Genomic DNA, 22911 nt, shown 5'->3' on the forward strand with positions numbered 1-22911 from the left:
CAACCCCAGAATGGAATTATGGCGCTCCGCGAGGTCGGCAAGGCCCGGTATGCGCGATGCAAAAAGGATCATCGGATAACGCTGTAGGACCGTGCGCCTCGAGGCGTTCAAAGCACGGCAATCAAGGGATAGGTGCTCTCGATTTACGCAAACCGCGCTGGCGTCCACGCCCCACCGCCGGCGTTCGATTCAACGGCCGCCGCGACGAACTTCACGCCACGCGCGCCATCGACGACATCGGGCACCTGCGCCGCGCGTGCGGGATCGACCGCGGCGCCCGAGCGATGGGCGCGGATTATGTCGGCGGCGTCGCGATAAAAGTTGGCGAAGGCCTCGATATAGCCTTCCGGGTGGGCGGCCGGCATGCGCGACACGCGCCGGCTTTCGTCGGTCGAACCATGGCCGCCGCGCACCAGTGTACGCGTCTCCTCGCCATAGCGCGAGAAGCGCAGTTCTTCCGGCCGCGTGCCGGACCATTCGAGCCCGGCCTTGTCGCCATAGATGCGCACCGAGAGATCATTGTAGTGGCCGGGCGATGTCTGGCTGGCGAGGATGGTGCCGCGCGCCGCGCCTGTCCAGCGCACCAGCACATGCGCGTTGTCGTCGAGGCGCCGGTCCGGCACGGCGGTGAACAGATCGGCCGAAACCGCCTCGGCCTCGCAGCCGGAGATAAAACTCGCCAGGTTGAAGGCATGGACGCCGATATCGGCGAGCACCGCCGACCGCCCTGCGCGCGCCGGGTCGGTGCGCCATTCCGCTTGCTTCTGCCCTTGCGCGTCGATCGGCTGCGTCAGCCAGTCCTGGATGTAGGCGGCGTGAACGGACACGATCCTGCCGAGCTCGCCCGCCGCCACCATCTCACGCGCCTGGCGGACCATGGCGTAGCCGGTGTTGTTGAGGGTGACGACGAACCGGCGCTTCTTCGCCCGCGCCAGCTTAACCAGCGCTTCGGCATCGGCCAGTGTCGTCGACAGCGGCTTGTCGCAGATGACGTCGATGCCGGCTTCGAGGAAAGCGGTGGCGATCGGCGCATGCAGATGGTTGGGCGTGACGATGACCACGGCTTCGATGCCATCCGGCCGTGCCGCTTCCGCCTTTGCCATGGCATGATAATCGGCGTAGCTCCGCTCCGGCGCGATGCCGATCTCTGCAGCCGATGCTGCGGCATTTTCGGGATCCGAGGACAGCGCTCCGGCAACCAGCGAGATCTGGTCGTCGAGGCGCATGGCGAGGCGATGCACCGCGCCGATGAAGGCATTGCGGCCGCCCCCGACCATACCGACCGTCAGGCGTTTGCGCGTCGATCCGTCCGATGTTGCATAGACCATGATCTTTCAAACTCCTCCCGGATTTTCGATAGCGTGCATAGCCTGAAATGCCGCTAGCATTTTCGAACATGATTTCCAATTTCCATTTTGTAAAACGATCGTACCGCGCTAGCGTGAAGCCATGAGCGGAGCGCAAATGTCATCGGAACGGTCCAGTGTCGACGAGGCCGCGACCAGGAAACGTGGACGCTCGCTGGCGGCGCTCGGCTACACCAAGCCGCAGACCTATGAGGAATTGCGCGCGGTGCTCTCCTCCGGCACCGTGCATTTCCCCAAGCGGCTGCGCCAGGTCGCCATCTTCCTGTGGCAGCATCCGAGCGATGTGGCGCTGGGCACCATCGCGCAGGTGGCAGAGCAGGCCGGCGTGCAGCCTTCGACGCTGGTGCGCTTCGCGCAGATTTTCGGCTATGCTGGCTTTTCCGATTTCCAGGGCCTGTTCAAGGACCATATGAAAGGCTCCTGGCCGGAGGGACGTGGCCCGGAGCGGACGGCGGCCGAACCCAACGCCGATTTGCATTTTCTGCACGGCATGGTCGGGGCGTCGCAGGCCTCGCTTGGCCGCATCGACAGCGGCTTCGACATCGCAAGCTTCGAAAAGATGGTCGATCATCTCGTCGCCGCCGACCTGATCTATGTCATCGGCAGCAAGCGCGCCTTCCCCGTCACCACCTATCTCTCGCTGACGCTTTCGCAGCAAGGCGTGCGCAACGTGCTGGTCGACAATGTCGGTTCCACCGCGCTCGATCAGGTCGGCTGCATCGGCAAGCGCGATGCGGTGCTGGCGGTGAGTTTCAGCCCTTACAATTCGATCACGCCGGATCTGGTCGCCGTCGCGCATGAGCGCAAGGCGCGCATCGTCACCATCACCGACAGCACCTTCTCGCCGCTGATCAAGCTTTCCGACACCTGGCTGGAAGTGGTGGAGTCCGACTTCGCCGGCTTCCGCTCGCTGGCCGCCTCGCTCGCCGTCGGCATGGCGTTGGTCCACGGCGTGGTCGCGCGCCGGACAGAATGACCGGAACGATTGACTGAGGAGAACTGTCGTTCCATATTTGAAAAATAGAAACTTTGTTCCACGGAGGAGGAATGGAGGTTCGGCTCGACGGCAAGGTGGTGCTGGTCACCGGCGCAACGCAAGGCATCGGCCTGGCGATCGCCGAGACGCTGGCGCGTTCCGGCGCCGAAGGCCTGCTGATCACCGGCCGCGACCCGGCGCGCGGCAAGATCGCGGCGGCGTCGCTCTCCGCAATGGGCACGCCGACAGAATTCGTCGCCGCTGATCTCGGGGACCCCGAGGCGCCGGCCCAACTGGTCGCGGCATGCCTTTCCCGTTTCGAGTGCATCGACGGGCTGGTCAACGCCGCCGGCTTGACCGACCGCGCCTCTTTCGTCGATGCCGGCCTCGACGACTGGGAAGCGTTGTTTGCCGTCAACGCCCGCGCCCCCTTCTTCCTCATGCAAGCGGCCATCGCCGACATGAGGAAGCGCGGCCAAGGCGGCGCCATCGTCAACATCCTGTCGATCAACGCCCATTGCGGCTCACCCGAGCTTGCCGTCTATTCCGCCACCAAAGGCGCGCTGTCGACGCTGACCAAGAATGCCGCCAACGCCCACCGCTTCGACCGCATCCGCGTCAACGGCATCAATGTCGGCTGGACCGACACACCCGCCGAACGCGTGATGCAGGCGCAAACGCTGGGCCACGGCCCGGGCTGGCTCGACGCCGCCAACGCCGCGCAGCCATTCGGGCGGCTGCTGACGCCGAACGATATCGCCTACCTCGCCGTCTTCCTGCTTTCCGACGCGGCCGGGCCGATGACCGGCGCGGTGATCGACCAGGAACAGTCGGTGATCGGGGCGAACCGGTGAGCGCCGCTGCCGCATTGCCAGACACCCTCGGCCCGGCATTGCTTAGCCGGCTTCCAGCCACTGTCCGCACACCTTCCTATGACCGTGCTGCCCTCATGCCTGGCATGGCGCATTTCGGTGTCGGCGCCTTCCATCGCTGCCACCAGGCCGAATACACCGACGATCTTTTGTCCCGGCAGTTCGATCGATGGGGCGTGGTCGGCATCAACATCCGCCCGCCCCTGCTAGCCGAAACGCTCGGCAGCCAGCGCGGCCTGTACACGCGGCTCATCCGAAAAGACGACGAGGTCGAGGCGCGCGTCATCGGCAGCATCATCCGCGTTGTCGACAGCCAGCACAGCGCCGCGCCGGCGTTGGCGATGCTGGCCTCGGCCGACATCGAAATGGTCACGCTGACGGTCACCGAGAAGGGTTATTGCCACGTCCCCTCCACCGGCGCGCTCGACCTCGACCACCCTGACATCGTCCACGATCTCGCCAACCCGCATACACCGCGCAGTGTGCCGGGCATTCTGGCGCGGGCGCTGGAGCTTCGAATGGCGTCGCATGATCGGCCGATGACACTGCTTTCCTGCGACAACATCCCGACCAACGGTGTCATCCTCGGCAAAGTCGTGCGGGCGATGGCCGAACGGCGCGGCAATGGCCTTTCGGACTGGATCGCCGCCAATGTCGCTTTCCCTTCGACCATGGTCGACCGCATCGCACCGGCGACCACGCAAGCCGACATCGACACCGTCGAGCAATGCTTCGGCTATCGCGATGCCGCCGTGGTGGTCAGCGAGCCGTTCCGGCAATGGGTGATCGAGCAGAAATTCGCCGGCCGCGTACCGCGCTGGGACCTCGTTGGGGCGAGCTTCGTCGACGACGTCACACCGTTCGAGCACCTGAAGATGCGGGTGCTGAACGGCGCCCAGACGACGCTTGCCTACCTCGGCGTGCTCGGCGGCTTCGAGCACACGTCGGATGCGATCGCCGATCCGCTGCTCGCCACGTTCGTCCGCCGCATGCTGACCGAGGAGACGATGCCGACGCTGGCGCTAGTGCCTGGCATTTCACCGCCTGCCTATGTCGAGCAAAGCCTGGCACGTCTCGCCAACACCGCGATCCGCCACCGCAACCACCAGATCGCCACCGACGGCTCGCAGAAGATCGTGCAGCGTCTGCTCAACCCGATCCGCGACCGGTTGCGGCAGGGTGGGAGCATCACGCTGCTGTCGGTGCCCGTCGTCGGCTGGATGGCCTATCTGATCAAGGCCGCCCCGCGCTTCGGCAAGTGCTGGCAGGTGTCCGACCCCTTTGCCGGAAGGATCTCGGCCATCGCCGATCGCATCGGCGCCAACACCAAGGGCCTCGCCGACGCCATTCTTGCGATAGAAGCGATCTTCGATCCGTCACTGGCCGCCAACACTATGTTCCGTGCAAATGTCATCGCCGGGCTCGATGGCCTGCTCTCAGACAATCCGCTGGCCTTTGTCAGACATGCCTGCACTGAGCCAATAGATACGCGGTTGAAGCGACCGATACGATCTGCATAGTACGACAAGGGAGGCATCATGAAGCTTGGACTGCTCACAGCACCATTTCCGGATACTCCACTCGCCGGGGTCGCCGACTGGGCAAGCTCGGCCGGCTTCGAGGCGCTGGAGATCGCCTGTTGGCCGAAATCCTCGGGCGACAGTCGCCGCTACGCCGGCACCAGCCATATCGATGCCGCTGGGACCTCAGCATCTCAGGCGAAGGAAATCGCCGCTGCGATCGCCGGGAAGCAACTCTCGATCTCGGCTCTCGGCTATTACCCCAACCCGCTGCACCCCGATGCCGGCCATCGCGAGGCTGTCATCGATCATCTGAAGCAGGTGATCGTGCTGGCAGGGCGGATGGGCGTTTCGCTGGTCAACACCTTCTGCGGCGGCGATGCCTCCAAGCCGGTCGACGTCAATTGGGAAGCGGCGCTCAAGGTCTGGCCCGCCATCATCGCCCATGCGCGCGACAACGGCGTCAGGCTGGCCTTCGAAAACTGTCCGATGATCTTCAGCTACGACGAATGGCCGGGCGGGCACAACATCGCCTATTCGCCGCAGATCTGGCGCCGCATCCTCGAAGCCTTCGGCGGCGATATCGGCATGAATTTCGACCCGTCGCACCTTGTCTGGCAGATGATCGACCAGGAGCGTTTCATCCGCGAGTTCGGTCCCTACATGCTGCATGTCCATGCCAAGGATCTGATGATTGATCATGATGGACTCTATGAGCGCGGAATCCTTTCGGCCGGCATAGGCTGGCAAGTGCCGCGCATGCCGGGGCTCGGCGATGTCGATTGGAAAATCATCTTCTCCGGCCTCTACGGGGCCGGCTACGACGGATCCGTCATCATCGAGCACGAGGACCGGCGGTTCGAGGGGAGCGATAACAACATCAAGCGAGGGTTCCTGCTCGCTCGCGACGTGCTGCGCCCGTTCGTGAAATGACGGAGAAACAGCTTTAAGACTGAAACTAAAGATCAATGTGGAGGAGTACTGAAATGAAGAAATACCTGACCATGGTCCCGCTACTTGCCGGCGCGGCCTTCCTGGCCTCGGTGGGCGCCTCGTCCGCCGAGGGCAAGTACACGATCGGCATCTCCAACACCGTGCAGGGCAATGGCTGGCGCGAGGAGATGATCTGCGCGATGAAAGCGCAGGCGCTCGCCTCCGGCGAAGTGACGAAACTCAACATCGCCCACCGCAACACCGACGCGGCCGGCCAGTTGGAAGACATCCGCAACCTGATCAGCGCCAAGGTCAACGCCATCGTCGTCAACCCGGCCGACCCGGCCGGCATCAAGGCCGGCCTGGAGGAGGCCACCAAGGCCGGCATCGTCGTCGTCGCCGTCGACCAGGCGGTCACCGAGCCGTCCGCCTACATCATCTCCAACAACCAGGAGCAGTACGCCTATCTCGGCGCCAAATGGCTGTTCCAGCAGATGGGCGGCAAGGGCGAGGTTGTCTATATGCGCGGCGCCGCCGGCGCTTCGGCCGACAGCGATCGCGACAAGGGCTTCAAGAAGGCGCTTGCCGAATTCCCGGACGTGAAGGTGGCGCAGGAGGTCTTCACCGGCTGGCAGCAGGATCAGGGCAAGCAGCAGATCCTCTCCTTCCTCGCCACGGGAGCGCCCTTCAACGGCATCTGGACGTCCGGCATCGACAACGTGATCGTCGATGCGCTGGTCGAATCGCAGGCGCCGCTGGTGCCGGTGGTCGGCGCCGACAATGCCGGCTTCGTCGGCCAGCTGAGCTCGGTCAAGGGTCTGGTCGGCGCGGCCGTCACCAACCCCGGCTCGATCGGTGGCGCCGGCGTCACACTGGCCTTGCAGATCCTCAACGGCAAGAAGCCGGCGCAGCAGACCGTGCTGGTCGAGCCGCAGCTCTGGGAGAACGCCACCGAGGAAGGCAAGGCCAAGCTCAAGGCCGCCGCCGACCCGTCGCTCAGCCCGGAATGGCCGGTCTCGATCTCGATCCCGGACTGGACCACTTACACGAAAGAGCAGATCGTCGCCTGCAAGGGTCCGGGCGAGTAATCTTGCCTGAGCTAAACCACGAGGACGGCGGACAACGGTCTGCCGTCCTCGCTGAATGATTGGGAACGCCCGTTTGACGACGAACCCTCTGCCAGAAAGCCCATTGCTGGACGCCACCGGCGTCGCCAAGAATTACGGTGCGGTTGCGGCACTTCGCAACGCATCGCTGTCGGTGCTACCGGGCGAGGTCCATGCGCTGATGGGCGCCAATGGCGCCGGCAAGTCGACGCTGGTGAAGATCTTGACCGGCGCCATCCACGCGGACGCCGGCCGTGTCCTGATCCGCGGCGAAACGCGCGACATACGCTCGCCCGCAGCCGCCCGCCGTGCCGGCTTGCTGCCCGTCTACCAGGAGCCGTCGCTGATCCCCGATCTCGACGTGCTGTCCAACCTTCGCCTGACCGGCACGCCGGTCGAGCCGTTCCGCGCCTGGGTGCGCGAGCTCGGCATTCCCGACCTCGACCTGCGCGACACCGCGCGCGACATCCCGCTCGCCGTTTTGCGCGTGCTCGACCTGGCGCGGGCGCTGGCCGTCGAGCCCGACGTGCTGCTGCTCGACGAGATGACGGCAGCGCTCCCCGCCAACCTCGCCGAAAAAGTGCTGGAAGTCGTGCGCCGGCAAGGCGACAGCGGCCGCTCGGTGATCTTCATTTCGCACCGTTTCGTCGAGATCTCGGCGCTGTGCGATCGCGCCACGGTGCTGCGCGACGGCGAGACCGTCGGCGTCGTCGACATCGAGCCCGGCGTCGAGGAGAAGATCGTCGAGCTGATGCTCGGCGCCAGGATCGTCAAGACCCAAATGGCTGCGCGCCCCGCCGGTCAGGCCGCTTCGACCGCGGCGAGCCGCCCGCGCCTTGGCGTCCGCAATTTGCGCGTCGGCACCAAGCTCCAAGACGTCTCCTTCGAGCTCGCCAATGGCGAGGTCGTGGGCGTCGTCGCGCTTGAAGGACAAGGCCAGGACGAACTCTTTGCCGCGCTCGCCGGCTCCATCCGGCCCTCCGGCGGCTCGATCGAGGTTGACGGCCAGCCGGTGAAATTCACGCACCCGAGCGACGCCATTCGCGCCGGGATCGCCTATGTGCCGGGCGATCGCACCGAGGCACTCGCCATGCAGCGCTCGGTGCACGAGAACATTGCGCTGCCCTTCAGCGCCGCACTCCGCAAATGGGGTCCGATCCGGGTGAACAAGGAGCGTACGGTGGTCGCCAGCGCCATCGCCCGCCTGCAGATCGACACCCGCGCGCAAGGCGAGGTGCAGCGCCTCTCCGGCGGCAACCAGCAGAAGGTGACGATCGCCCGCTGGATCGCCGCCAACGCGCGCACCATCCTGTGCTTCGACCCGACGCGCGGCATCGATGTCGGCACCAAGCAGGAGATCTACAAATTGCTGCGCGAACTCGCCGGCCTGGACAAGTCGGTGCTGTTCTACACCTCCGAACTCGAAGAGGTGCAACGCGTCTGCGACCGCGTCATCGTCATCTTCGGCGGGCATGTCGTCGACATCTTCCCGGTCGAGGAGGCCGACGAGCCGACGCTGATGCGCGCTGCCTATGGCCTGCCGCGCGGCGTCAGCGTCGATGTCGGCATCCTGGCCGATCCGACGTCGAAATCTTCGACCCCGGAGGCAGCCCCTTGACCCGCTTCTTCCGCAATCAGGGCTGGGTCGCCGGCCTGTTCGCCCTCTTCGTGCTGCTGTTCGTGCTCACCAAGCTGATCCAGCCGGGCTATGGCAGCGGCGATTTCGGCTCGCTGGTGCGCGCCGTGCTGCCCTACGCCTTCGCGGTCGCCGCCCAGACCATCGTCGTTATCGCCGGCGGCATCGACCTTTCGGTCGCCGCCATGATGGCGCTGACCAGCGTCACCGCCGCCGCGATGATGAACGGCGCCAGCGAGGAATATGCGCTGTTCGTGGTGCCCTTCGTGCTTGCCATGGGCCTGGTGCTGGGCGCGTTGAACGGCATCCTCATCGTCGTCACCCGCGTGCCCGACATCGTCGTCACCTTGGCCACTTTGTTCGTGCTGCAAGGTGCGGCCCTGCTGGTGCTCGGCGCGCCGGGCGGTGCGGCCGCCGAATGGCTGAAGGCCAGTATCGTCGGCACGCTGCCTATACCCGGCGTGCCCGACAACATCGACGCCTGGGTGCCGAAGGCGCTGGTGCTGCTGGTCGTGTGCCTGTGCATCATCTGGATACCGCTCAGGCGCTCGAAGCTCGGCCTCTCGATCTATGCCATCGGCTCGAGCGAGCTGGCCGCCTTCCGCAGCGGCGTGCCGGTCGCCCGCACCCGCATCATCGCCTATGCGCTGTCGGGCCTGTTCGCTGCCATGGGCGGGCTGGCGCTGACCATGAGCACCGGCATCGGCGCCCCCATTCCCGGCCCCTATCTGCTGGCCAGCGTCGCGGCCGTGGTGCTGGGCGGTGTCGCGCTCGGCGGCGGCAAGGGCGGCCTGCTCGGCCCGATCGTCGCCGTCTTCGTGCTGCGGCTGGTGCGCACCGATCTCACCCTGCTCGCCATCGATCCCAACGTCACCGCCATCATCGAGGGCGCCATCATGGTCGCCGTGGTGATGTTCGGCGCCTTCATCACGATAAGAGGCCGCCCGGCAGGAGCAATGCCATGAGCAGCAGCGCGACAATGCCCCAGCCGGTATCCTTCGGCCGCCGCCTCAAGCGCTTCATGGCCGACCGGCCGCTGGTGCCGCTGATGATCCTGCTCGTCATCCTGGTGGTGATCCTGCAGATCCTGCGCCCCGGCATCGTCAACGAGCGCTGGCTCGCCAACACGGTGAAGTTCGCCATCCCGCTGGCAATCCTCGCCGGCTGCCAGACCATGACCATGCTGACCGGCGGCATCGACCTCTCGGTCGGCACGGTGGCGACGATGAGCGCCTTCATCATGGCGACGCAGATCGTCAACCAGGACCCGGCGGTGGCCTTCCTGCTGGCGATGATGCCGGCGCTGCTGATCGGCCTGATCAACGGCATCGGCGTCGGCGTCTTCCGCGTCCACCCGCTGATCATGACGCTCGGCACCAGCCTGATCGGCACCGGCTGCCTGCAGGTCTACCAGCGCACCGTGATCGCTTCCGGCGCAAAAATCCCGGATTTCCTGAACTGGCTGGGCACCGGCCTGACCTACGGCTTCCCCAACGCGCTGCTGCTGTTCGTGCCGCTGGCGGTGCTGATCGTCTTCACGCTGCGCCGCACCGGCTTCGGCCGCCTGCTCTACGCCGTCGGCGACAATGAACGCGCGGCGCGCTTGTCGGGCGTGCGCTACTGGCAGGTGATCACCGCGCTTTACGTCATCTCCAGCCTGCTCGCCGGCATCACCGGCCTGCTCTATATCGGCCTGATCAAGGCGCCGTCACTGTCGCTGGCCGAACCGCTAGTGCTGCCTTCGGTGGCCGCCGCCGTGATCGGCGGCACCTCCATCTTCGGCGGCCGCGGCGGCTACACCGGCACCATCATCGGCGCCCTGATCCTCACCGTTCTGACGACGCTGCTGACGATCCTGCAAATGCCGGAAGGGGCAAGGCGGATGCTGTTCGGGCTGATCGTGCTGTTCGTGACGGCGGCGTATTTGCGGATTGTGGAGGAGAGGTAGGGGCTGGCGTGAGTGCTGGTTCTGACCCGAAGCCGACGTACGTCCTCGACGGCGCGAACGGCAGCTTTGCGCCGCATGTCGGCCGTTGAGGTGATCTTTGCTGTTGCCCGATAGCAGACGTTGCCGGCGACCACGGTGGAGGTCGTGGTTGCGCCATCAAAGGACCATCAGGAAATACGAGGGCAATGACCGGTTCTTGCTGAAGAAGCGGCCCTTCAGTCAGCTCCGGCCAATCGCCCTACCAGGTCGTCTTGACGCCGATCCTCCCTCCCACGCGTGGGGACCTCGAAACTCTGCTCGTAGTTGCGGTGGAGTGCTGCGTGCTGGTGCTCACATCGGCGTCCGATTTGGTAGCCGCCTATCGAGGGGATGAACCTCCGAGCCCCTGAGTATCGGGAACACGAGCAAGCGCAATGTCTTCTGCGAGGGCATGGAGCTTCACGATCGTGCGATCAAGTAGGTCAAGCTCTGCGTGCAAGGCCGGGCGACGACGCTCCGGAAGAGTCCGGGCAAGATGCTCAATCACAGCACGCAGACGCCGCGCTATCTGGAAGTTCTCCGCGCCATAAAGGCGGATTTCGCTAAAAATCACTTGCACAAAATCATTCCAGTTCGGTGTGTGGAAAACCACCCGCAGCTCGCCGGATTTGTTCAGTTCTCCTCACGGTGAAGATGCCGCTGGCCGACCATGCTCAGCAGACGCTGAAGCTGATCGAGCGCCAACTGAAAATCGGATCGCGTTGTCGCGCAGAAGCGTGGCCGCCATGATCCGCGGCGTCATTTGTCCTCCGGCGATCTGAACGGCCACGAGAAGCGAGCCAAAGGTGAACACTATGAACGTCAGCATCATTGTGACGATCGTTTCGAGAACGTTTTTGTGTTCCCAACGGTCGCCAGCCCACGAACTGAGGAAAGGCCGCCATACGGTCCAACCCTCGATCGCGAAGATTAGACGTATTGCTACCGCGTAGATCAGGAGGGAGATTCCATAGTGAAGATTTGACGTAGCTCCTGACCCTGTACAGACAGTGATGGGCTCAAAGGCCGTATGATAGGAGCTTGGCGATTGCCCCTCGGAAGCCTATCTGTCGTTTGAATGACGCCGCGAGGAATGATGCCGGCTCAACGATCCGAACTCGCTGAAGCATCGCTGTCGACTGGTCCGGTGGGCTTGGAATACCCGCCTGATGTCCGGCTGGTTCAGCGCCGGCCTGTTTCGCGATTAACGATAGATGACGGCACGGCGCTCGACTGGCTGATGTCGGGGACGGCAGCATCCGCCGGACCGGCAGAGCTGCTGGACGGCGTCATCGCCCGACTGGTTGCGGCAGGCCAGCCGATCGAGCGGGCAACGCTGCTCATGTCGACGCTGCATCCGCAGCTTCTGGGCATCACGGCGAACTGGCGCGGAGATCTCGGTGTCTGTGATGAGGTGGAAGTCAACGCGCATGTCCGCGAAACAACCGACTACCTGACCAGCCCCCTCAGGCCGATCATCGAGGAGGGCCGGTCAATTCGGGTGAACCCCCAGGATCCAGTGGCGCAGTCGACATACCCGATCATGCAGACCCTCGCGGCGGCTGGATACACGGACTATTGGGGCTTCGCGCTGAAGCGGGACGACCGCCAGTTTACGCTGATGACGCTTGCCACACGGCAAGCAGGGGGCTTTTCTCGCGCCACCATCGAAGCCGTCGAGGCGTTGCGCCCGGCTCTGGCGCTCAATGTCGAGATCGTCTCGCGTGGCAAGATTGCGGAGCACGTGCTCGATGCGTATCTCGGCCGACGCATTGGCAAGCGGGTCCTCGCCGGTGACATAAGGCGCGGATTTGGCGAGACCATCGAGGCGGTCATCTGGGTATCCGACATGCGCAACTTCACCAGCCTCTCGGATCGCATCGATAGCGCCGAGATGATCCGGCTGCTGAACGCCTTTTTCGAAGGTCTCGTGGATGCGGTGCATGAACAAGGCGGTGAGGTCCTGAAATTTGTCGGTGACGGCATGCTGGCGGCCTTCCCCATTTTCGGCACGCAGTCGGCACCGGCCGCCGCCGCTGCGGCACTCGCCGCTGCTCGGAACGGTTTGGTTGCGGTGGACAGCCTGAACGAGGCTCAGTCCGACGAGCCGTCGCGCGACCTTTCCTGGCGGCCGCTCAGCATGGGAATTGCGCTGCATCGCGGTCCCGTATTCTTCGGCAATATCGGCTCCAGGGATCGGCTCGACTTCACCGCCATTGGGCGCACTGTCAATCTGGCGGCGCGGATCGAACCGCTATCGAAAACGACCGGGCGGCGCTTGCTCCTGTCCGACAAGGTTGCTGAATTGATCGGAGAGCCCGTCGAGGAACTGGGCGACTTCCCCATCCGAGGTATCCCTGACCCTGTGAGCCTGTTCACCGTACCGGAACACGGACTCTGACGCCGCTGGTTGAAGCGACGCATTGGAGCTCCAAACCTCGCGTCAGCCGGGTTCGGCGGTCGCAATGCGCAACAGTTTGCCAAACGCCGCGAAGCTGCAAACACAATCGGCAAAGGTTACAGTGAGAGCGAAGTGGTGACTCAGATGTCCTCAGCCGATTCTGTCGCGGCGAAATTGTTGTCGGCGACATTGATGTTCGATCGGGCGTCGTTGCTGGCGCTCGAGGCTTTGGCTGCCGAATCCGACCGTCGGGTCCTGAGACGCGGTGAGGTTCTGGTTCGCGAAGGCGATCCCTCGGACACATTTTTCATCGTGCTGTCCGGTCGCTTTACGGTACACAAAGGAGATCCGATTGGCTCGGTCGCCGAGATCGCACAGGGCGAACTAGTCGGCGAAATTGGTTTCTTTGCAGGGCTGCCCCGTACGGCCACTGTCCTTGCAGCGCGCGATTCGATCGTCCTTGAAATCAGTCGTAATCATTTCGAGAAGGCGGCCGAGGCTTTGCCGAACCTGAGAGAGGCGGTCACAATATCTCTGGCGCGCCGGTTCGCCACGCAATCTCCAATTTTGTCACGTCTCCAGAAACCTGCCAAGATCCGAACGCTTGCCATCATTGCAGCCGGCGGAAGTCGCATCTCACCGGTTTTCATCGGGCACCTACAGCAAGAGTTCGGCGCGGTCACGCGCGCTCAGTTCGTTTCCCGGCTTGACGTCCACGCGAAGTTCGCAGGTCGTCCGATCGACGACCAGCCGGTCCTGAACTGGTTGAACGAACTGGAGGCGCAAGCTGAATTCGTTGTCTACGTCGCCGATGAAGAACCTAATGAATGGACACGAGTCTGCATTCGCCAGGCCGATACCGTCCTGTTGCTAGCGAACGCGTCCTGCTCGCCTCGCTTGAACACGTCCGAGGAATTGGCGCTATCGGTCCATCCACCATCGACCGGTCGGCTTGTCCTAATTCACGACAATCGCTCGGCTGCGGTCTCCGGCACCTCTGCGTGGCTCGATGAGCGTCCCCATGTCGGCCAGCATCATCATGTTGCGCTGGAGGACGGGTCCGATATCCAGCGCCTGGTCCGATTTATTTCCTGCAAGGCACGTGGCTTCGTGGCGGCGGGGGTGGGTCCCTGGGCAGCGCCCATCTGGGCGTCTACAAGGCGTTCGTCGAGGCGGGCGGGCGCTTCGACTATCTCGGCGGGACGAGTTCCGGAGCGGCGATGATGGCCGGCTTCGCAAGAGGGTTGGACGCGGAGCAGATCGACCGCGGCACGCACAACGTATTTGTCAAGAGTCGGGCGTTTCGGCGCCCCACCTTGCCGCGTTTCGCGCTTCTAGATCACAAAGCCTTCGATCGTGCCCTTCAGGAGGAATACGGCGACGTTCTGATCGAAGATCTTTGGCTTCCGTTCTTTGCGCTTTCGACCAATCTGAGCAGCCGTCAACCCCATGTCCACCGTCGTTGAAAACTCTGGCAAGCCGTTCGGGCATCCGGCTCGCTCCCGGGTGTCCTGCCGCCGTTCTTTACGGCTGACGGCGATATGCTGGTGGACGGCGCCATCATGAACAATTTGCCGCTGGAACAGATGAGGGAACTCAAGACCGGCCCCAATGTCATCGTAAGCTTTGGGTCCAGTGAACCGCAAAAATACCACATCGACTATGACCGCCTCCCCGGAAGATCGGAACTGGCGGTCGCCCTGCTGAACCCTTTCGGCCGTGCCCGCTTGCCGCAGGTTCCAAGCATGCTTCAGGTTATTGCCGCGAGTATGCTGGCACACGGGCCGCAGGACATTGCCGCCGGCGACGAGGATGTCTTGGTCTGTCCGCAGGTTTCGAGCACGATCGGCTTCATGGATTGGAGTCGGCATTCCGAGTTGTTTTCGGACGCTTACGACCAGACGACGCAATGGATTGAGGAACGCCTCCGCCAGAACGATCCAGGGCTTCGAGCGGTGCTCGGCCCCGCGTCCTTAGCATAGGAGCTACCCTAGACACCCAATCCAAGGTTTTCTTCATTACCGCCATACCTTGTTCTCCAATCCGATCGTAACTGCCGCTTCCATGGCTCTCCTCCATCCTCTTCAGCCCAAACAGGCTGAACGGTTGTCGGAGAGCCGTCCACAGCATCAGAAGCTGACATTAGAAATGTCTCTGCCTGAGCGAGGCCGGTTCGGTCGATATCAGTGCGACGCGCCGTCGGGTAGGTGCAGAAGTCTCCAGGTCAAGCCAACACGACCGTGGAACAGAGATGCAAAATGTTCGGCAGCGACGTCCTCCAGGCCATCATCGACTAGAGCCTCAATGCTTCGTCGCATCAACGCGAGCTGCATCTCCCGAGCGTGTTCTAGGTCTGCCTCTCTCATTATTGCCGTGACGTGGTAGGCGACAACAGGCTGGCCGAGGCAAGACAGCAGCGCGCTCGCTTCGGCTGTCGCTGCTGCAACTGCTTCTTCGATCTTCATTTTGGCGCTCCTCATCAAACATGATGCTGGCGCCTCCCCGCTTGCAGATCAGGTATTATTTCCATCAAATAGATCCAAAAGACAAAGCACAAAGCTTACGCCGTGAGGCGCCGCTGCGCGGAATTGGCTGACCTGTTGCAAAGAAGAAACAGCGCCGTGGATGCGAGCTAGACCTTCAGACGGTGGTGCGGCCGGGGTTACAGGTGCCGGCCTGGCAGGTACCGGCTGCCAAACGACCGCATTCCCATCCTTTCGCGACGTTCAGGTAGCGTATTCGCGACGACTGCTATGGGTCATTGGCTACCATTGGGCGTGAGCTGATCGAATGTCCGAGTTGGGTCACGGTTGTGAATTCGACCGCCGTCGGACGAACTTCTGTTTTGGATGTGGAATGCTGCCATTCCTCTCGTCGATCGGAAAGTAGCTCCAAGCGGCGCTATTACCGCTGGATTGAGATGGGCGTGCTCGACGACATGCTCGCCGTGCTGGCACGGATCAAAAGGGGGGCGGATGCCCAGGGCCTGGTAGCCACTTGAATCGGGATAGGGCAAATATCGTCAGCGTAAACGGCTAGGGGCCTCTGCGCAGATTTATCTGGCTGGTGACACGCTCTTGCCGGTTCTCGGATCGGTATCGACTGTGGTCAGACGCATGCCATCGCTTCCGATTTTCTCGATTGTCATTCTAGCGCTGCGATCACCATTGACATCCTTGGCCCAACGGATGGCGAGCTTGATGGCATTGCCTGAGCGCTTGCCGTTCACGCCAGCGATGCCCGTGCCCGCTCCAACGTAGGAGCCGGTGTAAGTTGACCCATTCGTCCTTATGTCTGCACCAATGGCTCGGGAAAGGCCCATGAAACCAGTACATTTGCCTGCCAGTGTAAGCGAAGTGTCGGTAGCGCCCGAGGTAAATTTACAAGAGATGTTCAGTGGCAGAGAATTGACGCGGATTTTGACCGTACCATTCCCTCTCCAACTACCGTTCATGGATTTCAGAAACTCAATCTCCCCGGCATGTAGAACGGCACCGTAAGAAAGCACGGCTGCTGAGAGAAATATTACCGTGACACGTTTCATCATGACAGGCTTCCTCCTGCCGCGGTGGGGCGCTCGGCGATCAGATGCCTGCTCGAGCGAGGGTGGCCCTGGGGTTACGGCGCGTGCCTTATCTCCTGTCGGTTTCGAGCGCCCGCGGACAAGCCGGGCCAGGTCGCGCGGGCGCGGTCTCGCTACGCTTTGTCCTCGTATTTGAAGGATACGCTGACCTTGGCGCGGTAGGCCTCGACCTTCCCGTCCTTGATTTGGAGGTCGAGTTTCACTACCTCGGCGATGCGCAGGTCACGCAAGCTACTCGAGGCGCGTTCCACAGCGGCGCGCGCAGCGTCGTCCCAGGATTTGGTGCTCGTGCCAACCAGTTCGATAATCTTGTAGACGCTATTCGACATCGGTTCCTCCCTTTTGATCCGATCGACAGACTGGACTTCATTCTTACCAGAGATTTGCTGCCGTGGCTTTGGGGAAGCGTCCAACGACCGCTTGGCTCCTAAAGGAGGACGGTCATCTCCGTTACCGCGAAGGTCCGCGTTGGGTCAGGTCACGACGATGCCCGCGCCCAAGCTAAATGTCCGCTCTGGACGATCCGCAGACCGAAGCTGCCGGTCTGTTCTCGGCCCACTGCGGTCATCCGAGAACTGGCGGCGGATGACCGCTTTTTGGTGCGTTCCTGACTTTCAGTCGCCGTCCACTATCCGCGTAGCTGATCACTTTCGCCCGCGACGCGGCCCCTGCCTCGATTTCCGCTGGGCTCCCACCGCCATCTCCGAAAACAGCCAATCCGAAACGCCCTCACCTTGCGCTGGCGGATGGCCTCTGGGGGTAGACGAGGCAGAAGCTGGAGACGGCTTTCAGCGCGTGGTCGAAAGGCCGCACCAGCCTGCTTGTGGCGAGGTCGGCTGAAACGAGCATGGTGCGGCCAAGCACCTCGCCTTGCACGGCTAGCAGCACCAGCGTACTGCGTCAGGGTTCAGCCCAGAAGGTTGCGCGCCGTGCGCATGAATATTCTGGATCCGATCGGGATCAGATCGTCCGGAAAGTCATAGTCGGGATTGTGCAACGCCGGGTAGCGCTCGCCGGCGCCGAGGAAGAACATGGCGGACGCGGCCTTGTGGCCAAAGATGCCAAAATCTTCCGAAGCGCGCATCGGCAGGGCTTCCTCCGTGCGTGGCACGCCTTCCTCATCCAGCGCGCGCTGCAGATGGTCCACGGCATCCGGCGCGTTGACGCTGGCAACGAAGATCTCGTGATAGTCATAGTGGGCGGAAAGGCGATGCTCTCCCGCGATCCTTGCGGCCAGCGCTTGCGCGGCGGCGCACAGGTCCGCCATGCGCTCGTCGCGCCTTGTGCGCAGCGTCGCCCACACCTCTGCATTTCCCGGCGCAATGCCGAACACGGCTTCGCCCATCAGGGCATGGGTGACGGTCACCATGCTGAAGTCGTCGTCGGCAAAGGTTCCGTGCCCGAGCGCAGGCAGTGCCGGCATCAGCTGGCTGACCGCCATCATTGGCGAGACGCCCGTTTCGGGCATCGACGAATGCGCGGTCTTGCCCTCCAGCACGATCCGCATGCCGCGTGAAGCACAGTTGACCACGCCGGGTTTGATACGCACCTCACCGAACGGCACGCCCGGCAGATTGTGCAGCGAGAAGGCGAAATCCGGCGCGATCTCGCCAAAGCGCGGATCGGCGACGACGCCGGCCGCGCCATTGCCGGTTTCTTCCGCCGGCTGGAACATCAGCACGACGCGGCCGCGCGCCGGTCTTTCGCGCCCGAACTGGCGGCCAAGTGCGGCAAGGATCGCGGTATGTCCGTCATGGCCGCACATATGCGACTTACCCGGCACCAGCGATGAATGAGAAACGCCTGAAAGCTCGTAAATCGGCAGCGCATCGAGTTCCGACCGGAACAAGACCGTCGGTCCGGCTTTGCCGCTTTCATATACCGCCGCCACACCGTGGCCACCCAATCCGGTCAGCACCTTGTCCGGCCCTGTGTCGGCGAGGAAGCCGACAACCTCGCTCGCGGTCTTCTCTTCCTCATTCGAGATTTCCGGATGCTGGTGCAGCCTACGGCGCCATGCCGTCAGCTCGACAATGTCTCGATTGGTCAGGGTCATGTTTTCCTGCTCCGCTTAGAGCAATTCCAGGAAAAGTGCGCAGCGGTTTCCGTCCGGAATTGCGTAAAAACAATACTTGGAGCGGGTCGGCGATTCTATCAAAAGCTGAACCGCTCTAGCGCTGCCGTCTCCATAGCACGCGCAACTTGACAGTGCGTCGGAACACGATGCCATCAACTGCAATTTCGAACCAGGAGGGCAGCGCCGTCGGCCTGTCGGCTATGCCGGCAGGCAACAGCTAAAATCACGACCCCTTGCAGATTGGCACCGGCTGTGGCGGCGGTTCCGGATGATCCTTTTTGTACTGGGCGATGATCGGCTCGAGCGTTTTTCTCGGCCAGAATTTCGGCGTGCCGATCTCCTTCAGGCACGACGCATTCCAATAGGCGCCTGCTTTCGCGACGGCGGCGATGTCGCGTGATTCCGGATAGATGTAGAGCGTCGTCGGGTTGTTCTTCACCATCGCGATCATCTGCCGTGCATCCGCCGGCGACCAGCTGGTGCAGCCATTGCTGCGCCCGCCGGCGTAATCCACCAGCTTGCCGAACGGCACGTAGCCGTCATGGTCGGCGTAGGAGCTTTTCGGACTTTTGCGAAGGCACATTCCCCTCAGCACCTGCGCCGCATGCCCGCCGATCACCCGCTGCCTGGCGTTGGCGGCTTCGCCTTCGCCGTCGAACTGTATGAAGGTGCGCAGCAACACCGTGTCCTGTTTCGCGCCGACGCGGTAATAGCCTTTGAACGAGGTTTTGGCCTCGCCGGTCATGTAGGCGCCGCCGGCCGTCAGTGAAGAATCCAACGCATTGCCAAAGTTTTTCGCGCAGCGTCTTCCGTTCGCGAAATTCACGACGCCCTTCAGATTCCGGCCGCTGCCGTGACCCGACGAAATCGCGCGAAACGACTGCTCGGCTTCGCAGATGACGTAGTATCGGCGCCCCAGCACGCCATTGCCCATATCGCCGGGGCGCGTCGCGTCCATGGCAAAGTAGCATGAGTTTTTAACGGCGCCTTGGGCCACCTTCTTCAGGTAAAGCGCGCGGGCCCGCTCCAGCACCACTTGCGCGATCTGACCGTCGCCGTTGCCGACATGGGCCTGCAGCCAGGCCGGGACATCGGATCGTGCGCCGAAAGACCGGGCCGACGCCGTCAGGGCGATGACGACGACGAGCAAGCTGAGGAGAGCGACGACGCCCAGCGGAACAGATCTCAACCGCACCGGATCAATTCTCCTGCCAAAGCCGTTCTGCGAATCATCGCGGCGTTAGCATAAAAGACCTCGCGCCAATCGGCGAAACACTTCTGGTTTAGCGCGTGTCATCGATCACAGCGCCAAACTCCCCTGCTCCGCCTCCTCGGCATTGGGGTCGCCCGGGGCCGTTGCCCAGGCGAGTTCGACCAGCGTGACGGTGCGCCGGCCGGTACCGTCGAGCTGGCAGACGATGAGGCCCTGCTCCTCGATATAGGTCAGCAGGCGCCGGGCACGGCGCAGCGAGTGCGAGCCATAGGCGCGGGCGATCGCTGCGTCGCTCGGGCACGGCCAGCCCTCCTTCGCCGCCCGCGCGATCATCATGAACACGCCCTGCATCTCTTCGGGCAGAAGCGAGGCGCGGACCGAGACGTCCCGCCACGCGTCATCCTGCGCCACATCCGAGCCGAGCCCGGCGCGGGCGCGCGTTAGCATGCGGCGGAACGCCGGCAAGTCCGGCACGACCGATGCGAGGCCCTCGATGCGGCAGCGAACCACGAATTCCTGATAGAGCACGCCGATGACGCGGAAGCCCGCATCGGGCTCGGCCAGCACGGCGCGCAGGACACGGTCCACCCGCTCGCGGCGCTGCGCCAAATCCTCGGCGCTGATCGGCGGCTCCGCCGGTTCGAGACGGATGTCCAGCGCCGCCGACTTCGCCGCCATCAGCTGGTCGAGCAGGTCCGGCGACGCCGCCCGGCGCTGCGGCCGCACAGGCTCGGGCGGCGGGGCCGCCAGGATGATCGCGCGGGCGTCCTCAAGAGCCGCTTCCGGCAGTGGCATCAGGCGCGGCGTGCCGTTGCGAGGGCTTGTATCGGTCGGGCCGATGCGCAGGCCCAGCGGACGCCGCGACAGCGCCGGGCCAAGCGCCATAAACTGCCCGCGCTCCAGGTCGCGAAACGCCTCCGCCTGGCGCCGCTCCATGCCCAGAAGATCGGCCGCGCGCGCCATGTCGATATCGAGGAAAGTCCGGCCCATCAGGAAATTGGATGCCTCGGCCGCGACGTTCTTGGCGAGCTTGGCCAGCCGCTGGGTGGCGATGATCCCGGCAAGCCCGCGTTTGCGGCCACGGCACATCAGGTTCGTCATGGCGCCGAGCGAGAGCTTGCGCGCCTCGTCCGAAACCTCGCCGGCGACCGCCGGCGCGAACAGCTGCGCCTCATCCACAACCACCAGCATCGGGTACCAGTGGTCGCGGGCGACCTCGAACAGCCCGCCGAGGAAGGCGGCGGCGCGCCGCATCTGGTTCTCGGCGTCGAGCCCCTCGAGATTGAGCACCGTGGAGACGCGATGGATGCGCGCGCGCTCGCCGGCGCTCTGCAGGCCGCGCTCGGTATGCTCCTCGGCATCGATCACCAGATGGCCGAAACGCTCGCCCAGCGACACGAAGTCGCCTTCCGGGTCGATGATTGTCTGCTGCACCCAGGGCGCACTCTGCTCCAGCAGCCGGCGCAACAGATGCGACTTGCCGGAGCCCGAATTGCCCTGCACCAGCAGGCGGGTTGCCAGCAGTTCCTCAAGGTCGAGGGCCGCCGGCGCGCCCGCCGTCGTGTGTCCCATCTCGATCGCAACGGTCATGTCGACTCAAGGCTCTCCTTCGCAGACGGGCTTATCAACCGCATGGCAGCCAGTCGAGCGCCCATGGTCGGCCGCTCGATGTTGCGCACAAGCTGGGCGATCGCCATCAGCCGAGATGGGCAGCAAACCCCAGATGCCGGCCGGCTTGCCCTCTTCGGCACTGCCTCACGCTGGCTTGACCGGCGGCAATTGCGGCGCATCCAGCCCCTTGAAGGGATCACGCCAGGCGTCGATGTCTTCGAGCTGGCGATACCAGCTGAGGACAGAGGGATAATCATCGAGCGGCAATCCGGCGACATCGTTGAAGGGCAGGAACGTCGCCATGCGGAAATCGGCATAGGAAACGGAATTTCCGACCAGCCATTGCCGCCGGGAGAGCTCCGCCTCGAGGATCGCAGCCGCCTTGCGAAACTCTCCCAGCCCCTCCTCGATCTTTTCCGGATCGATCGGGCCAAGCCCATAGCGCTGCTTGGTGCCGCGCTCGAAATGCACGGTGTCGCAAGCCCTCACGAAGTTCTCCTTGCCCCAACTCAGCCATCGGATCATGTCGGGTTCGTCGTCGCCGCTGCGCCAGAAATCCGAGCGCATGTCGCGTGAAAGCCGGCAGGCTATGGCGTCGGCCTCCCAGAGGCTGTCTTCCGAGCCTGCCAATATCGGCAAGGTAAGGTTCGGATTGAGCGGCCGAAATCGCTCGGCCTGCCCAGGCGCCATGGGTGCGGCGAATTCAAACTCGACCTTCGCCTCGAGAGTGCGCGCCACCGCGACCGCGAGGCGAGGATTTGGATTGCGGCTGAAGAACAGTTTCATCTCGAATGACGGTCCTGGATGGGGATCGGCTCGAACCCTATCACACGCAGAATTGCGCCAGCCTCCTCTCTTGTTCGGCCAGGCGACAACGTGCCTTGCCAACTGGTCGGACCACCATTTCGCTGGCGGAAATTGCCGTTCGGCGTATCATCCTTTTCGGGAGGGTTCATGGCAGGAGGAGGCCAATGAACGTCGTGCTGAACGTGCCTGTCATCGACATGACGGCGCAAGAACTTGTTTCTTCTGCGCTTTCAAAATTCCGCGCCGGCGACACCATTTCGACCAGGGCGGCAATCGAGGCGATCCGCCGGATCAGCCCGGCCTGCGAGGACAGCGACGACGATCTCGTCGAACTGATCGTGATGGCGGCAATTGGTAAGACCATGGGGGTGGTGTTCGATCACCGAAGCCACTGAGCAATTCCAGGAAAAGTGTGAAGCGGTTTTCCGTCCGGAATTGCGTTAAGCGAAGAGAAGCAGTTCCAACCGGGAACGAATAACTTGTTGCGCCGTTCGATTCGCTGGAATCGAGGAGTGGCGTCAATGCGTGATGAACAATTCGACGTTCCTATCATCATCGAAAGTGAACGAAGAGGACGGCTCCTGACGGTAACCGGCACGGTCCAGGCCGCCTCGTTGCTGGTCGACAAATGGCCGCAGGCAAAGCGCGGGCCGAAATACCGCTCGGCCTTGAAAGCGATGATGGATGCGATGGAGCAGCGGCGGGCGGTTGGCACCGCGCAGCGGGCGTTCGCTGCTGCCGCCAGGGAGGCGCATGTTTTCGTCGGCGAAGGCCGACACTAGCGTTGCTTGGATAGCGCCTGGGAACTCCTGGAAATCTTGCTCGTTATGCTCTCGGTTGAAA

23 protein-coding genes and 2 pseudogenes are annotated in these 22911 nt (G+C 63.4%); 15 read left to right on the plus strand and 10 right to left on the minus strand.

What is annotated here, in order from left to right:
• Positions 1 to 143 precede the first annotated feature (143 nt).
• Positions 144 to 1328: a Gfo/Idh/MocA family protein gene (locus ACSQ3Z_RS22435; RefSeq protein ID WP_436173449.1), complete on the minus strand. Its 1185-nt coding sequence runs from the start codon at positions 1326 to 1328 to the stop codon at positions 144 to 146.
• 121 nt (positions 1329 to 1449) lie between these two features.
• Between ACSQ3Z_RS22435 and ACSQ3Z_RS22440 the strand changes: the two genes are divergently transcribed.
• From ACSQ3Z_RS22440 to ACSQ3Z_RS22475, 8 genes are all read left to right on the plus strand, one after another.
• The gene (locus ACSQ3Z_RS22440) at positions 1450 to 2343 is read left to right on the plus strand and encodes a MurR/RpiR family transcriptional regulator (protein WP_436173450.1); all 894 of its coding nucleotides are present in this window, start codon (positions 1450 to 1452) and stop codon (positions 2341 to 2343) included.
• Between the two features lie 71 nt (positions 2344 to 2414).
• Positions 2415 to 3197, plus strand: a complete 783-nt coding sequence (locus ACSQ3Z_RS22445) for an SDR family oxidoreductase (RefSeq protein ID WP_436173451.1) — start codon at positions 2415 to 2417, stop codon at positions 3195 to 3197.
• Positions 3194 to 4735 (plus strand): mannitol dehydrogenase family protein, encoded by a 1542-nt coding sequence (locus ACSQ3Z_RS22450; RefSeq protein ID WP_436173452.1) that lies wholly within the window; start codon positions 3194 to 3196, stop codon positions 4733 to 4735. The genes ACSQ3Z_RS22445 and ACSQ3Z_RS22450 overlap by 4 nt, the downstream gene beginning before the upstream one ends.
• An 18-nt stretch (positions 4736 to 4753) precedes the next feature.
• Complete coding sequence (locus ACSQ3Z_RS22455) at positions 4754 to 5668, plus strand: sugar phosphate isomerase/epimerase family protein (RefSeq protein ID WP_436173453.1); 915 nt, start codon at positions 4754 to 4756, stop codon at positions 5666 to 5668.
• Between the two features lie 53 nt (positions 5669 to 5721).
• A complete protein-coding gene (locus tag ACSQ3Z_RS22460; protein ID WP_436173454.1) occupies positions 5722 to 6756 on the plus strand; it encodes an ABC transporter substrate-binding protein in 1035 nt (344 codons plus the stop codon).
• An 88-nt stretch (positions 6757 to 6844) separates the two neighbouring features.
• Positions 6845 to 8392: a sugar ABC transporter ATP-binding protein gene (locus ACSQ3Z_RS22465; RefSeq protein ID WP_436173964.1), complete on the plus strand. Its 1548-nt coding sequence runs from the start codon at positions 6845 to 6847 to the stop codon at positions 8390 to 8392.
• Complete coding sequence (locus ACSQ3Z_RS22470; protein WP_436173455.1) at positions 8389 to 9375, plus strand: ABC transporter permease; 987 nt, start codon at positions 8389 to 8391, stop codon at positions 9373 to 9375. The genes ACSQ3Z_RS22465 and ACSQ3Z_RS22470 overlap by 4 nt, the downstream gene beginning before the upstream one ends.
• Positions 9372 to 10358 (plus strand): ABC transporter permease, encoded by a 987-nt coding sequence (locus ACSQ3Z_RS22475; protein WP_436173456.1) that lies wholly within the window; start codon positions 9372 to 9374, stop codon positions 10356 to 10358. Before ACSQ3Z_RS22470 ends, ACSQ3Z_RS22475 begins: the two co-directional genes overlap by 4 nt.
• A 661-nt stretch (positions 10359 to 11019) precedes the next feature.
• Here ACSQ3Z_RS22475 and ACSQ3Z_RS22480 read toward each other — a convergent pair.
• Positions 11020 to 11208: a hypothetical protein gene (locus tag ACSQ3Z_RS22480; protein WP_436173457.1), complete on the minus strand. Its 189-nt coding sequence runs from the start codon at positions 11206 to 11208 to the stop codon at positions 11020 to 11022.
• A 261-nt stretch (positions 11209 to 11469) separates the two neighbouring features.
• On the opposite strand from ACSQ3Z_RS22480, the gene ACSQ3Z_RS22485 reads away from it, so the two are divergent.
• The 4 genes and pseudogenes from ACSQ3Z_RS22485 to ACSQ3Z_RS22500 all read left to right on the plus strand — a co-directional run bounded on the left by ACSQ3Z_RS22485 (position 11470) and on the right by ACSQ3Z_RS22500 (position 14759).
• Complete coding sequence (locus ACSQ3Z_RS22485) at positions 11470 to 12777, plus strand: adenylate/guanylate cyclase domain-containing protein (protein WP_436173458.1); 1308 nt, start codon at positions 11470 to 11472, stop codon at positions 12775 to 12777.
• A 9-nt stretch (positions 12778 to 12786) separates the two neighbouring features.
• On the plus strand, positions 12787 to 14001 hold the full coding sequence (locus ACSQ3Z_RS22490) for a cyclic nucleotide-binding domain-containing protein (RefSeq protein ID WP_436173459.1): 1215 nt from the start codon (positions 12787 to 12789) through the stop codon (positions 13999 to 14001).
• A pseudogene (locus ACSQ3Z_RS22495) lies at positions 13923 to 14300 on the plus strand (patatin-like phospholipase family protein); the annotation flags it as partial. The gene ACSQ3Z_RS22490 and the pseudogene ACSQ3Z_RS22495, both read left to right, overlap by 79 nt.
• A gap of 18 nt (positions 14301 to 14318) precedes the next feature.
• Positions 14319 to 14759, plus strand: a complete 441-nt coding sequence (locus tag ACSQ3Z_RS22500; RefSeq protein WP_436173990.1) for a hypothetical protein — start codon at positions 14319 to 14321, stop codon at positions 14757 to 14759.
• A 201-nt stretch (positions 14760 to 14960) separates the two neighbouring features.
• Here the strand turns inward: ACSQ3Z_RS22500 and ACSQ3Z_RS22505 are convergent, their stop codons facing one another.
• Positions 14961 to 15242 carry a hypothetical protein gene (locus ACSQ3Z_RS22505; RefSeq protein ID WP_436173460.1) on the minus strand — a complete coding sequence of 94 codons (282 nt, stop codon included), beginning with the start codon at positions 15240 to 15242 and terminating at the stop codon, positions 14961 to 14963.
• Positions 15243 to 15670: 428 nt separating this feature from the next.
• On the opposite strand from ACSQ3Z_RS22505, the pseudogene ACSQ3Z_RS22510 reads away from it, so the two are divergent.
• A pseudogene (locus ACSQ3Z_RS22510) lies at positions 15671 to 15766 on the plus strand (IS5/IS1182 family transposase); the annotation flags it as partial.
• A 66-nt stretch (positions 15767 to 15832) separates the two neighbouring features.
• Here ACSQ3Z_RS22510 and ACSQ3Z_RS22515 read toward each other — a convergent pair.
• The 7 genes from ACSQ3Z_RS22515 to ACSQ3Z_RS22545 form a co-directional block, all read right to left on the minus strand.
• The gene (locus ACSQ3Z_RS22515) at positions 15833 to 16324 is read right to left on the minus strand and encodes a hypothetical protein (protein ID WP_436173461.1); all 492 of its coding nucleotides are present in this window, start codon (positions 16322 to 16324) and stop codon (positions 15833 to 15835) included.
• Between the two features lie 149 nt (positions 16325 to 16473).
• Complete coding sequence (locus tag ACSQ3Z_RS22520; protein ID WP_258122659.1) at positions 16474 to 16689, minus strand: dodecin family protein; 216 nt, start codon at positions 16687 to 16689, stop codon at positions 16474 to 16476.
• Positions 16690 to 17089: 400 nt separating this feature from the next.
• Complete coding sequence (locus ACSQ3Z_RS22525) at positions 17090 to 17248, minus strand: hypothetical protein (RefSeq protein ID WP_436173462.1); 159 nt, start codon at positions 17246 to 17248, stop codon at positions 17090 to 17092.
• A 19-nt stretch (positions 17249 to 17267) separates the two neighbouring features.
• The gene (locus ACSQ3Z_RS22530) at positions 17268 to 18416 is read right to left on the minus strand and encodes an amidohydrolase (RefSeq protein WP_436173463.1); all 1149 of its coding nucleotides are present in this window, start codon (positions 18414 to 18416) and stop codon (positions 17268 to 17270) included.
• Between the two features lie 244 nt (positions 18417 to 18660).
• Positions 18661 to 19632: a hypothetical protein gene (locus ACSQ3Z_RS22535; protein WP_436173464.1), complete on the minus strand. Its 972-nt coding sequence runs from the start codon at positions 19630 to 19632 to the stop codon at positions 18661 to 18663.
• Positions 19633 to 19737: 105 nt separating this feature from the next.
• Positions 19738 to 21240, minus strand: a complete 1503-nt coding sequence (locus tag ACSQ3Z_RS22540) for a helicase HerA domain-containing protein (RefSeq protein ID WP_436173465.1) — start codon at positions 21238 to 21240, stop codon at positions 19738 to 19740.
• Positions 21241 to 21405: 165 nt separating this feature from the next.
• A complete protein-coding gene (locus ACSQ3Z_RS22545; RefSeq protein WP_436173466.1) occupies positions 21406 to 22047 on the minus strand; it encodes a glutathione S-transferase family protein in 642 nt (213 codons plus the stop codon).
• A gap of 185 nt (positions 22048 to 22232) precedes the next feature.
• On the opposite strand from ACSQ3Z_RS22545, the gene ACSQ3Z_RS22550 reads away from it, so the two are divergent.
• Entirely contained in the window at positions 22233 to 22463 is a 231-nt protein-coding gene (locus tag ACSQ3Z_RS22550; RefSeq protein WP_436173467.1) for a hypothetical protein, read from the plus strand.
• 126 nt (positions 22464 to 22589) lie between these two features.
• Positions 22590 to 22850 (plus strand): DUF982 domain-containing protein, encoded by a 261-nt coding sequence (locus tag ACSQ3Z_RS22555; protein WP_436173468.1) that lies wholly within the window; start codon positions 22590 to 22592, stop codon positions 22848 to 22850.
• Positions 22851 to 22911: the final 61 nt, after the last annotated feature.

The organism is Mesorhizobium sp. LjNodule214 (genome assembly GCF_964252735.1).
In the GTDB taxonomy this organism is placed as follows: Bacteria; Pseudomonadota; Alphaproteobacteria; order Rhizobiales; family Rhizobiaceae; genus Mesorhizobium.